General features: G+C 44.2%; 13 protein-coding genes. 4 read left to right on the top strand and 9 right to left on the bottom strand.

What is annotated here, in order from left to right; translation table 11 throughout:
• Positions 1-51: 51 nt before the first annotated feature.
• The 3 genes from OCV19_RS23265 (at position 52) to OCV19_RS23275 (ending at position 1,599) form a co-directional block, all read left to right on the top strand.
• A complete protein-coding gene (locus OCV19_RS23265; protein ID WP_065675767.1) occupies positions 52-747 on the top strand; it encodes an aspartate/glutamate racemase family protein in 696 nt (231 codons plus the stop codon).
• A 223-nt stretch (positions 748-970) separates the two neighbouring features.
• The gene (locus tag OCV19_RS23270; RefSeq protein ID WP_258182976.1) at positions 971-1,093 is read left to right on the top strand and encodes a hypothetical protein; all 123 of its coding nucleotides are present in this window, start codon (positions 971-973) and stop codon (positions 1,091-1,093) included.
• A 269-nt stretch (positions 1,094-1,362) separates the two neighbouring features.
• Positions 1,363-1,599 carry a YdcH family protein gene (locus OCV19_RS23275; RefSeq protein WP_065675766.1) on the top strand — a complete coding sequence of 79 codons (237 nt, stop codon included), beginning with the start codon at positions 1,363-1,365 and terminating at the stop codon, positions 1,597-1,599.
• A gap of 202 nt (positions 1,600-1,801) precedes the next feature.
• Here the strand turns inward: OCV19_RS23275 and glpD are convergent, their stop codons facing one another.
• From glpD to OCV19_RS23300, 5 genes are all read right to left on the bottom strand, one after another.
• A complete protein-coding gene (gene glpD, locus OCV19_RS23280) occupies positions 1,802-3,361 on the bottom strand; it encodes a glycerol-3-phosphate dehydrogenase (protein WP_065675765.1) in 1,560 nt (519 codons plus the stop codon).
• Positions 3,362-3,631: 270 nt separating this feature from the next.
• Complete coding sequence (locus tag OCV19_RS23285) at positions 3,632-4,417, bottom strand: DeoR/GlpR family transcriptional regulator (protein WP_017096306.1); 786 nt, start codon at positions 4,415-4,417, stop codon at positions 3,632-3,634.
• Positions 4,418-4,709: 292 nt separating this feature from the next.
• The gene (gene glpK / locus OCV19_RS23290; protein ID WP_065675764.1) at positions 4,710-6,230 is read right to left on the bottom strand and encodes a glycerol kinase GlpK; all 1,521 of its coding nucleotides are present in this window, start codon (positions 6,228-6,230) and stop codon (positions 4,710-4,712) included.
• Positions 6,231-6,289: 59 nt separating this feature from the next.
• Positions 6,290-7,144, bottom strand: coding sequence for an MIP/aquaporin family protein (locus OCV19_RS23295; protein ID WP_048609888.1), 855 nt, complete (start codon positions 7,142-7,144; stop codon positions 6,290-6,292).
• Between the two features lie 448 nt (positions 7,145-7,592).
• On the bottom strand, positions 7,593-8,024 hold the full coding sequence (locus tag OCV19_RS23300) for a PACE efflux transporter (RefSeq protein WP_065675763.1): 432 nt from the start codon (positions 8,022-8,024) through the stop codon (positions 7,593-7,595).
• 130 nt (positions 8,025-8,154) lie between these two features.
• Here OCV19_RS23300 and OCV19_RS23305 point away from each other — a divergent pair, with 130 nt between their 5' ends.
• The gene (locus OCV19_RS23305; protein ID WP_065675762.1) at positions 8,155-9,042 is read left to right on the top strand and encodes a LysR family transcriptional regulator; all 888 of its coding nucleotides are present in this window, start codon (positions 8,155-8,157) and stop codon (positions 9,040-9,042) included.
• A gap of 114 nt (positions 9,043-9,156) precedes the next feature.
• On the opposite strand, the gene arsB is transcribed toward OCV19_RS23305, so the two are convergent.
• The 4 genes from arsB to OCV19_RS23325 form a co-directional block, all read right to left on the bottom strand.
• Positions 9,157-10,212 carry an ACR3 family arsenite efflux transporter gene (gene arsB, locus OCV19_RS23310; RefSeq protein WP_017078537.1) on the bottom strand — a complete coding sequence of 352 codons (1,056 nt, stop codon included), beginning with the start codon at positions 10,210-10,212 and terminating at the stop codon, positions 9,157-9,159.
• A 109-nt stretch (positions 10,213-10,321) separates the two neighbouring features.
• Positions 10,322-10,663, bottom strand: a complete 342-nt coding sequence (locus OCV19_RS23315; protein WP_048610478.1) for an ArsR/SmtB family transcription factor — start codon at positions 10,661-10,663, stop codon at positions 10,322-10,324.
• Between the two features lie 96 nt (positions 10,664-10,759).
• The gene (locus OCV19_RS23320) at positions 10,760-11,425 is read right to left on the bottom strand and encodes an START domain-containing protein (RefSeq protein WP_065675761.1); all 666 of its coding nucleotides are present in this window, start codon (positions 11,423-11,425) and stop codon (positions 10,760-10,762) included.
• Positions 11,422-12,585, bottom strand: a complete 1,164-nt coding sequence (locus tag OCV19_RS23325; protein ID WP_065675760.1) for a glycosyltransferase — start codon at positions 12,583-12,585, stop codon at positions 11,422-11,424. The genes OCV19_RS23320 and OCV19_RS23325 overlap by 4 nt, the downstream gene beginning before the upstream one ends.
• Between the last annotated feature and the right edge of the window lie 79 nt (positions 12,586-12,664).

Here is a 12,664-nt window from a genome sequence, read left to right on the forward strand (position 1 = left end):
TTTAACGCATGACGCTTTAATCGGGATAGTCAGAAATTAAAGGAATAAAAAATGAAAACGATCGGTTTGCTTGGTGGCATGAGTTGGGAATCGACCATGAGCTATTACAAATCCATTAACGAAGGTGTTAAAGCGACGCTGGGCGGGCTTAACTCTGCAAAGGTTTGTATGTACAGCGTGAACTTCAACGAGATTGAAAAGTTACAACACCAAGGCCGTTGGGCTGAGACGGCCGATATTTTAGCTGACGCGGCATTATCTGTTGAGAAAGGCGGCGCGGACTTCATTCTGATCTGTACCAATACCATGCATAAGGTTGTGCCTGAGATCGAAGAGAAGATCACGATTCCTATATTACATATCGCTGATACCACCGCGCAGAAGCTGCTTGAACAGAGCGTAAAGAAAGTCGGATTACTCGGCACGGCTTTCACGATGGAACAAGATTTCTATAAAGGACGCCTGACTAACAAATTCGGTATCGATGTTGTAATCCCGGATGAGGATGACCGAGAGAAAGTGCACAACATCATTTACCAAGAGTTGTGTCGAGGCCAAGTAAAAGAAGCCTCTCGAGATGTATATCGTCAAATTATTGAGAAGTTAACTCACCAAGGTGCAGAGGCTGTGATTCTGGGGTGCACTGAAATCGCCCTGCTGATTCAGCAACAACACACTGATGTTCCCCTGTTTGATACCACAACCATTCATGCAGAAGCGGCAGTACGTTTGGCGACGAGTGACTAACTTCTAGCTCTTATTCTTAGTTCCATAGCTGTCCTATTTTCGCTCTTGTACGATTTTTATTCGTTGAAGTGAAAGTTTTTTGTACAAAAGCAGGTCGTTAGTTAAAGAAGCGATGCTTTGTTCATTAACCAAGGCCTTATCGGTAGGTAAGGTTTTAGTTAATGACTGAGGTATCCGCGCTTTTAAGCACTATGCTTTAGTCATGACCGAAAGAGGATTTATTATGAAATGGCTTATCTTATCTGTAACGCTGTTATTCGTGGCAGGATGCCAATCGACGGGGTCTCAAGAAGCACAAGTCGGTGACGACATGAATCGAGTTCATACTCAGGGATGCAGCAGCTAATCTCTTTTTTGAAAATACTTTTTGGCTGCTGTTATTATCATTTCTGTCACTGTTCTTATAAATAACTCACCTCTACAAAGCCTTGCGATTACGTGAGGCTTTCTTCTATGTAAAACAACGCATCTCTACCGATTTATGTTGTAAATTTGTGAATCTTAATTGTCTATATTCTATGCTGTGTACTGGATCTCATTTGTTATTTGAACCACTTGCTAAGGTTAATAATGAATGCGTAATACCAATCACTTTACTCAACTTAAGAGGTTTCTATGCTAGGTGAAAATCATTCTCTTGTTCACGAATTTCCTGAAATGAAAGATAAAATTGCTGAGCTTGTTAAAACTGACGATGGCTTTGCATCAGACATGAAGACGTACGACAACCTTGATAAAGAGATTCGTAAGCTTGAGCTGAAAGATTCACCCATTGATGACGGCTCGATGCACCAACTGAAACATGATCGTTCTGTACTGAAAGATGCACTGCATGCTCGTTTAACTGGCTAGTGAGCTAGTAATTTTGCTGATTAGCTAAATGGCGAATTGCAGACTTAGACAAAAAAACTCCTTCGGGAGTTTTTTGTTTCTGCATTCCAGTCCCTATCTGAACACATAAGCTTGGTTTTCATTGAATATAAAAAAGCTTAGCGCGGGGGACGCTAAGCTTCGTTGTTAAGTATGTTCTTGAATCATGTTTAGGCTGGTGGGGTTAGCCTACTTGAGAAAAGCTCACTACCTTGCTTTGTAGTTTCTCTTTCAGGTAATCCGTTACTGCTTGCTGCTCTGATTCACTCATGTACAGGCCAAGCTTGGTTCTGCGCCACAAGATGTCTTCGTCAGTCATCGCCATCTCTTCATTGATCAAGTAATCGATCTCAACTTGATAAACGCCATGCGCTTCCTTTGAGAATTGAATACCAAGGTCAGCTTCGCTATTTGCGCCCTTAAGTAGCTTCCACGTGTAAGTACCAAATTGAGTCACGTAGCGAAGTAACAATGCTTGAGATGCCCAAGGGTATTTAGTGTGGATCATCTTCGCAAGTTGCTCTCTACTGCAACTAAAGTTACCACCTGGAAGCGTGTCGTTCGCTGTCCAAGGCGCACCCATATTGGTTAGGTGTGGTTCTAACTTCTTAAGTGCTGCTTCGCCTAGCTTACGGTAAGTGGTTAATTTGCCACCGAAGATCGAAAGCAGTGGTGCTTGATCCAGTTCTGCGTCCAATTCCAACGTGTAGTCACGAGTGATCGCTTGTGGTGAATCCGATTCGTCGTCACAAAGCGGTCTGACGCCACTGTATGTCCAAACCACGTCTTCACGACCGAGTTGTTTAACAAAGTGTTGGTTAACAATATCAATCAAGTAATCCACTTCGACATCATCAATTGCGACGTTACGTGGGTCGCCTTTGTATTCAAGGTCGGTAGTGCCGATGATCGAGAACTTATCTAGGTAAGGGATCATGAACACAATACGATTGTCTTTGTTTTGCAGAATGTACGCTTGTGGTTCGTCGTGAATGCGTGGCACAACAATGTGCGAGCCCTTGATCAGACGAATATTACGAGGCGAAGCTTGCTCTAATCCATCATCAAAGAACTGTTTAACCCAAGGACCAGCTGCGTTAACAAGCGCTTTTGCTTTGCGTTCAAAGCGTTGGTTTGTCATCACATCAAGGATCGTCACATGCCAAATACCACCTTCGCGGTGCGCTTTTTCAACACGGCAGTAGTTACGTACTTCTGCGTTGTTCTCTTTTGCTGCCAACACGTTAAGCAATACCATACGCGCATCATCAACCCAGCAATCTGAGTATTCGAAACCGGTCTTCATTTCTGGTTTCAGTAGCCCTGATTTTGCTAGGTTGACGGTCTTACTTCCAGGAAGAGTGGTGCGCTTACCCAAGTTATCGTAAAGGAATAGGCCACAGCGAATCATCCAAGCTGGGCGTAAAAATGGTCGATGAGGTAAACGGAAACGCATTGGCTGAGCAACGTGAGGCGCTTTTCTTAACAAGACTTCACGTTCAGCGAGTGCTTCCGAAACCAAACGAAATTCGTAATGTTCAAGGTAGCGTAGGCCACCGTGGATAAGCTTTGAGCTGGCAGAAGACGTTGCAGATGCGAAATCATTTGCTTCGTATAAGCCAACGTTTAGACCACGACCTGATGCGTCTGCCGCGATGCCTGCACCGTTGATGCCGCCGCCAATCACGATCAAGTCTAAAGTGGAAGATGTACTGTTGTTTGAATTATTTTGTTGAGCACTCATTGTTTTGACCTCTTTCTGAGCGAACGAGCATTTTAGAACATAATTGAATCCTATATGAACTTTCGTTTGCGGTCATTTATTATTTTCGTTTATGCGCGTTTTATGTGATTTGGGCATAAAAAAACCTCTGCTTATGAAAGCAGAGGTTCAAATAAGACTAATTCGAGCATAGAAGCGACAGTGACAGCGAGCAAGTTTTACTTTATTAACTTTTCTATAAAGAATCGTGATTCATTTAAGAAAGTGGCGTCACTGAGCTCTTGTTTTGATTTATTCGCTCATAGGACGAGCGGTATCGATCACTTCTAATGGTATTGCCGAATCTTTAAGGATGTTGAGAATCTCTTCCGGTGGCTGCTTATTAGTAAACACCATGTGCGCTTGAGAGATATTGCCGAGCTTAACCATCGCGTTACGGCCAAACTTAGTGTGGTCGACGGCTAAGAAGATGCTGCGACTGTTTTCGATGATGGCTTGTTTTACACGAACTTCGTGGTAATCAAAGTCGAGCAGTGAGCCATCAAAGTCGATGCCGCTGATACCTAAGATTCCGAAATCAAGGCGGAATTGTTTAACGAAATCGAGCGTTGCTTCACCCACGATGCCGCCGTCGCGGTTTCTCACTTCGCCGCCCGCTAAGATAACCTTGATCTCTGGGTTCGGAAGAAGAATGCTCGCAACGTTAATGTTGTTGGTGACAACTCGTAATTGTTTGTGATTTTTATTGAGCGCGCGTGCTACCGATTCTGGCGTGGTACCGATATCAACGAACAGGGTTGCACCATCTGGGATGTGCTTAACCAGTTCGTCGGCGATCACGTCTTTTTCGTTGAAGTTAAGCGCTTTACGCGTGTTATAAGAGGTGTTTTCCGAGCTTAAAGGAATGGTTGCACCGCCATGATAGCGACGAATTTTGTTGCTATCGGCCAGTTCATTGAGGTCTCGTCTGATGGTTTGTGGGCTGACATCGAACTTTTCAACGAGCTCTTCGGTGCTCACATATCCTTGTGTTTTTACCAGATCTACAATCTGCTGGTGTCTTGGTATCTGCTTCACTTAACTTACCACTCCCTGCGCGCAAAGGGCTCTAGCGCGTCAAAATCGAAAATATAAACTCACGCTATTGTGCTCGAATTGATGAAAAGAGAGAAGTAATGATGGTAAGGAATCATGTCTAAACCGCAAAAACGCTGGTCAAAACGTGTAATTTGAGCCTGAAACGCAATAAAGAGCACAAAAGAGTGCTCTTTTTAGTTTCGTTTGCTGAGGTTCGAGCAATCTAATCGATGAGATTGCTCGAGTTCCTAGGTCAACGGATAATGATTAACGATGAGCTGAATACTCAGTATTACTCTTCGTCGTCATCGTGCAGTTCAGACCAAACCTGTGCACACTTGATAGCACGCTTCCAGCCTTTGTAACGGCGGTTACGCTTCTCTTCGTCGTGGTGCGGAATGAATGTGCGGTTAAGAACGGCTTTGTCTTGAAGCTCGTCAATGCTGTCCCAGAAACCAACCGCTAGGCCAGCAAGGTAAGCGGCACCAAGAGCCGTTACTTCTGTTACTTCAGGGCGGTGAACTTCAGTATCCAGCACGTCTGATTGGAATTGCATTAGGAAGTTATTCGCTACTGCGCCGCCATCAACACGTAGGTTTGCTAGCTTGATGCCAGAGTCCGCTTGCATCGCGTCTAGTACGTCACGCGTTTGGTAAGCAATGCCTTCCAAGGTTGCACGGATGATGTGGTTCGAGTTAACACCACGAGTCAGGCCAACAATCGTACCGCGAGCGTAAGCATCCCAGTATGGTGCGCCTAAACCCGTAAACGCAGGGACTACGTAAACGCCGTTTGAAGAGTCTACTTTGGTTGCGAAATACTCAGAGTCTTCTGCGCCAGCCAGTAGTTTCATTTCATCACGTAGCCATTGGATTGATGCGCCGCCCATGAATACTGCGCCTTCCAGTGCGTATGCAGGTTCGCCTTTGGGACCACATGCCAGTGTGGTTAGAAGGCCGTTTTTCGATGTGACTTTCTCTTGGCCCGTGTTCATTAGAAGGAAACAACCCGTGCCGTAAGTGTTCTTAGCTTGGCCTGCTTCTACACACATTTGACCGTAAAGTGCCGCTTGTTGGTCACCCGCAATACCCGCGATTGGAATACGAGTACCGCCTTTACCACCAAGGTTCGTTTGACCGTAAACCTCAGAAGAACGCTTCACTTCAGGCATCATTGATGACGGGATACCCATTTCATCAAGTAGCTTTTGATCCCAGCATAGGTCGTTGATGTTGAACAACATAGTACGTGACGCGTTAGTGTAATCCGTAACGTGAACACGTCCTTGAGTCATCTTCCAAACCAACCAAGTATCAACGGTACCGAACAGTAGTTTACCAGCTTCAGCGTCTTCACGAGCGCCTTCAACGTTGTCTAGAATCCATTTTACTTTGGTACCTGAGAAATACGGGTCAAGGACTAAGCCTGTATTGTCACGTACGTAGTCTTCTAGGCCACGTGCTTTTAGGTCTTCACAGATATCTGCTGTACGGCGACATTGCCATACGATTGCGTTATAAACCGGCTTACCTGTCTCTTTGTTCCAAACAATGGTGGTTTCACGTTGGTTCGTGATACCGATGCCCGCGAGCTCATCGCTGCGGATGCCTGCTTTAGCAAGAGCTTCAACCAATGTAGAGCTTTGCGTTGCCCAGATTTCCATTGGATCATGTTCAACCCAACCGGCTTTAGGATAAATCTGAGTAAATTCACGTTGAGAAGAACTTACGATGTTTGCATCGTGGTCGAGGATTACAGCGCGAGAGCTTGTGGTGCCTTGGTCTAGGGCAACAATGTATTTTTGCTCGGTCATGGTAAGAATCCTTTTTCTTTTGTTATTTATATTTTAGTAAATGTAGGGGCGCTTAGTGATTAAGCTTGAGCTTGTTCAGCTTCTTGTTCTGTTTCACATTGGTTTGGAATTGTGCAGCCTTGGCCTTCAATAGGTAGGTAAGCACCGATAACACGTGGGTACAACCAGCCACCAAAACATGCACCCGCAATTGGAGCAAGGATTGGAACGATGAAGTAAGGAATATCACGAGCACCTGTTAGAGCGAAATCCCAACCTGCAAAGTAAGCGAACAGTTTTGGTCCGAAGTCACGAGCAGGGTTCATTGCAAAGCCCGTCAGTGGACCTAAAGAACCACCGATAACCGCGATAAGAATACCGATCAGTAGAGGGTTCATAGCACCGCGAGATGCGCCATTATTCTCATCACCTAACGCTAAAATGGCAAACATCAACACTGCAGTAATCACGAATTCCACAGCAAAAGCGCCGAAGAAAGAGAGTGAAGCATGTGGGTAAGTCGAGAAGATACCAGCAGTTGATAGTGCGTCTTGGCTGCTACGAACGAAGTTGTGTGCGATTTCGTAGTCAGTGAATAGGTTGCTGTACAGGCTGTAAACCAGTGCTGCAGAGCAGAATGCGCCAAGCAGTTGCGAAATGATGTAAGGCAGCACTTTCGCTTTATCAAAGCCATGGAACATGGCTAGTGCAATCGTCACGGCTGGGTTGATGTGAGCGCCTGACACGCCGGCAGTACAGTAAATTGCAATCGCAACACCGAAGCCCCAGATGATGCTGATTTCCCATTGTCCGAATGTTGCACCGGTTAGTACCAGTGCAGCCACACAGCCAACGCCGAAGAATATGAGCAATCCTGTACCGATAAATTCAGCCAAGCATTGCCCAAATAAAGAAGGGTGTTTGTTTGTTGTCATGTTCGAGTCCTTTTTAGTTTTGCTTATCTAGCACGTGTATTGTGCATATATTTGCGAACTCGAAAATAAACGAACATTAAAAGTGAGCGTTTGAGCATAAAATTGTTAATTAAAGTCACTTGAAATGTTAATCCGAACACTTTTGCTCGAAAAAGATGCTCGCATGAACGTCATTGCTCGAATTGATAGGTTGCGAAGCCGCTCAAACTACCTATATGTAAATGAATGCGCAACTGGTACGAGGAGTTTATGTTTGGATTTGTGATGCTACTTCGTGAGTGGTGGATTATTAGACTTAATTAGGGAGGGCTGTGTGATGTTTTTGCTATGTAACAAGTGCGTTAATAAATGAGCTTATATTCATAAATGAATAAACTGCCAACTATGTTGTAGTTTGGCAGTTTTAATTTGGGTGTATGTTCTTGTTATAAGATACGAACTTACCGCTCTAAACCAGAGCTGCCACTTTTCCTTTCACTACCAATTGATCTCGAACCGAGTCGTATGCCCAGTTGAACGCAATCGCGTAAAGTACGAAGAAAATCACTAGGCCGATGTCCATGATCAGTACGGTTAGGAAGTCGAGTTGTAGAACCCACATCAAGACAGGTAGAGTCACTGTCATTAAGCCAAGCTCAAAACCTAATCCGTGCAGAACACGTGTTTTCGTGGTTCTTTTGCTTCGGTCTGCTCCGTAAATTTTGTCGTAGCCATAGTTGTAAACGTAGTTCCAAGCCATCGCTATCAATGATATTGCGAGCGCTAAGCCTGCCATTTCGCCTGCGCCGTTTCCTGTAATATAGGTTGCAAGCCCTGCCATCAAAAACAAAGCAACCAATTCAAATAGCACCATGTGCAACATGCGTTCTTTATGTGACATTTTTCTAACTCTCTTTACGATTAAATAGCCGCCGATGGGCTAATGACTTGGCTAGATAATATCTACTTAAGTGATAATATAAAGATAGTTAGCATCACATATAGTGATAGTAAGTTTTGGGAGACACCGAATGTACAACATTGAACAACTGAAAATGTTTGTGTATGCCGTTGAATTAGGGTCATTTTCTGCGAGTGCTCGTGAGTTGGGCAAGGTGCAGTCGGCGGTGAGCCAAGGCATCAGTAATCTTGAAATAGATTTTAATGTTGAGCTTTTTGATCGTTCGACTCGAAAGCCTTCACTAACGAAAGCGGGCGAGCAGTTATTTAAACAGGTGAAAGCAATCGTGCTTCAGGTTGAAGATCTGAATGTGACGGTTAGTGCGATGGGCAGCGGTGAAGAGGGGCTCATCAAAATTGCATTAGATGATTCACTATTGGTCCCGAATTTATCTAAGATCCTTAGTCAGTTCAGTCAACAATTCCCTGCGACTGAAGTGGAACTAGTTGCGTGTACCACGACAGAGGTCAATCCGTTAATTATCGAAGAGAGAGCCGACATTGGATTAATGTTTACTAACTTGGCTTTTGATGTCGGTTCTGAGCCTTGCTTTATCGGTCACTTACCGTTTATTGCTGTGTGTCATCCAAGTCATTCGCTCGCAAAAACAGGTGTGGCGAAACTCTCTGATTTACTCCCGCATCGTCAGCTAATGTTGAGGGGAGATAAAGGTAAGGTGATGGATCAATTTCCACTGATTGCCGGAAAGGTATGGTGGTCAAACAGCTTTATTGTTATCAAAGAGATGGTGCTCGGCAGCGATATTGGCTGGGCATACTTACCCAAGCACCTTGTCGAAGAGGAGCTGAATAAGCAGCGTTTAGTGGAGATTAATGTCTCATTCGATCACAAAACATGGTCGCCGCCCGTTGATCTTGTTCTGTCTAAAACACGCTCTAAAGGACCTGCGTTACTTTGGCTTGAACAAGCATTGAAAGGCTTATTAGACGAAACGTAAAAACTGGACGAAACTTAAATTGGATCAAACTGAATAAAGAAAAGGCTCACCGTTTAACGTGTGAGCCTTTCTGTTTGATGTGATGCTGCTTTTTGTTAGCTGTAACTCTAGATGCTAGACGCTAGGTTTAACCGTCTGACCGTTGTAGTACTTGTCTTTCATCTTAAGCGCTACGTTCACTAGGTAAATCAGCACTGGTACTTCAATCAGTGGACCGATAACACCGGCAAACGCTTGGTCTGAGTTGATACCGAATACTGAGATAGCAACGGCAATCGCTAGCTCGAAGTTGTTACCAGTCGCTGTGAATGCAATTGATGCGTTCTTGTCGTATTCAATACCCATCTTCTTACCAATGAAGAAGCTGATGAAGAACATCGCTGTGAAGTAGATAGTCAGTGGAACCGCAATCAACAATACGTCCATTGGCAGTTCTACAATCATCTCGCCTTTTAGGCTGAACATCAGAACGATAGTCGCCAGTAGCGCAATCAGTGTGATTGGCGAGATGCGTGGAATAAACACATCGTTGTACCACTGTTCGCCTTTCATCGATACAAGGATCTTACGGCTTAGGAAGCCCGCTAAGAATGGGATGCCTAGGTAGATAAGTACACTGTGTGCAATGTCGATCATCGAGATATCAACCAACATGCCTTCGTAACCAAATACTGGTGGAAGAACGCTGATGAACAACCACGCCATAAAGCTGTAGCTCACTACTTGGAATGCACTGTTTAGAGCAACCAACGCCGCACCGTACTCCTTGTTACCACCGCCGATGTCGTTCCAAACCAGAACCATTGCTACACAACGAGCAAGACCAATCAGAATTACGCCGACCATGTAACCTGGGTGATCACCCAAGAAAGTCAGTGCCAATACAAACATCAGAATTGGGCCAACAAGCCAGTTCATGATCAAAGATAGCTTGATCGCTTTCTTATCTTTTACCACGGTGCCTAGCAGGTTGTAGTTAACCTTAGCCAAAGGTGGGTACATCATTAAGATAAGGCCAATCGCAAGCGGAATGTTGGTGGTACCAACAGACATAGATTCGTTCCACTGCTCGATCTGTGGGAATAGGGTGCCAAGCAATACACCAAGGCCCATGGCAATAAAAATCCACAGTGTTAAGTAGCGATCTAGAAAACCTAACTTTGGTTTCATGATAATCTCTCTTTGTTGATATCGTAAATCGTCGAAAAACGATTGGTTGTGGCAAAAAAACACGCTTAAAAGTAAAGGCCACTAAAGCCGATCATTCAAGCGTGAACTTCTATTTTAAAATGCTGTTAAATACCGATTCGAAGCGTTGAATATTGTCGCGGTCGATGCGGTAACACATCTTCGGCGGAATAGACTCAGCCGTAATAAAACCTGAAGCTTTCAATATTCTTAAGTGCTCTGATACGGTTGATTGAGCTAAACCCAACTCACTCACCAGATCACTGTTCAAGCAGCCGCCCGATTTTTCTAAAGCGGACAAGATACTAAGTATGCGAATTCTCGCTGGATGAGCGAGTGCTTTTGCTAACGCAGCCATCTCTTTTTCTGCTTCAGCATTACTCGGCGGAAGAGGTAGAGAACAGCTATCTGTTGCTTGGCATGTTGCAGTCATACTTAGTGGGCTCACTTACTACTAATCGTTAAAAGACGATTGATAGTAAGCCTATTTCTTTTATTGGTCAACGCGAAATTTAAAAGTGACGCAAATTCACACCCCAACATCATAGTTCTTAATGTAATCGAGTGTGCGATCAGAGTAGGCATGTGAATCCAACATCTCAGACAGACCAAGAAGTGTCTTGTAAGGTTGAGATACTGCGACCATATTGATTAACCAAGATGGAATCGACCCTCCTGGGTCACTCAACACTTGATAAGAAATATGGGTTGTATTGTTGTCCAGTGGTTTGAGAATCCATCGCGACTCTAAATGAGCCACTCTGACGATGCGTTTGTCGTTATTAGGCTGATAATGGGGTCTGCCGTGTTGGGTAATCATCACGGTTAATGCGTCTGGATCTTGCTCGATAAAGTTTTCGACAATGGCTTCACGATCCGATACGGGCCAAGGTGCTTTTGTATAGGTTTTAGTGACCGTGTGTACTTCGCTAAAGTGTTCTATCTCTTCCATTTCATCAATGTTTTCTACCCATTGAGTGCCTACTGAAGTATCCGTAAACAAAGCGATGATTGAGGTAAGGTTGGCTTGGATATCGGCTTCTGCACGAAATTCCTTGAAGTCGTTACCTTCGATTTTTCGATTGTAGACTTCGATGCCTTTCTTATTACGCACGAGCTTCCACTCATTTGCGTCCGACGCTAACACTGAAAAGGACGTCGCAATCATCGCGAAAGTTAGAATCTTACTGATCATGACAGTGATCGTCCTTTCCAAGTGATTTTATTGTTCTTTGATAAGCGATAGCTGTTGAGAATCAACAAGCTTTGCAACGAAATCCCCAAAGGCACAGTTAGCGCATAGCGAGCTGGTATAAAGAGCTCTTTGACCAAAATAAGATAAGTGACAATGGAAGCGAACAACATCAGAGCATTGATCGCTAAGGAATAGGCGTTGAATGATGAAGGGTCGCCGATGAAATGGTGAGTTGATACCAGCAGCATCACCGGGACAGCCCATGCAATGATATTCGTTTTGATGAATGCACCAAGTACTTGGAATCTTGATTGGCAATTTACAATAAGATTCATGTTTTTGGAGAAACCCGCCCAAATCGAACCAAAGTCTGAATACATATGAGTGCTCATGAGCTCGTCTGCAAAAGCCCAAAAAGCTTTTAAACCACATATCTTCATGAGTTTTGCAAAAGCGATGTCTTCGGATATCTTGCTGGCTACCGCAGTATGTCCACCTACCGCATCGTATGACCTTCGTGTAAACAACATGGCTTGGCCGTTAGCAATGGCGTCTCCTTTTGACTTGTCGTTTGCGTTTTTGAAGTTCATGTAAGACGCGACTGAAAGAAATATGCCGGGTAAGGTGATTTTCTCAACGGTTGATGTGAATGCTTGTCTAGGGTTGAACGACAGCAAATCCGTTTTGTGTCTTGAGGCGAAATGGATAACGCTCTGTAGCATCAAGGGTTCAGACTTTGTATCAGCATCGATAAAATACAAATATTCACCCGTTGCTTGCTGTGATCCCACCATACAAGCGTTGCTTTTCCCTAGCCAATTGGGCGGTAACTTTCTTCCCGATATGCAACGAACGTTAACACTCGATGTGTCGATGAGCTTATCAACAATGGCCCTTGTCGAATCAGTAGAAAAATCATCAACTACGATGATTTCAAACCTGTCTCTTGGGTAGTTTTGCTTTATTAGCGAACTGAGGCTGGTTTCAATATTATCTTCTTCATTTCTCGCAGGGATAATAATGGACACGGTTGGCCATTTGGTTCGGTTCAACGAAATTCTAGGCGTAATGTGAACGCGATGGCGCGCTAAATTGGCAAGTGTGATTAGAAACTTGATGGTAACGACGCAAAATAAGGTCGAAGTGATAGCTAGAATCATGATTACAGTGGTCAAAAACAGAGTGATAGAGTTTAAGAAGCGTATAGTCTCGAGGCCTTTCGTTCACCTCAGATATGTA

This window comes from Vibrio celticus, from assembly GCF_024347335.1.
Classification (GTDB): Bacteria; Pseudomonadota; Gammaproteobacteria; order Enterobacterales; family Vibrionaceae; genus Vibrio; species Vibrio celticus.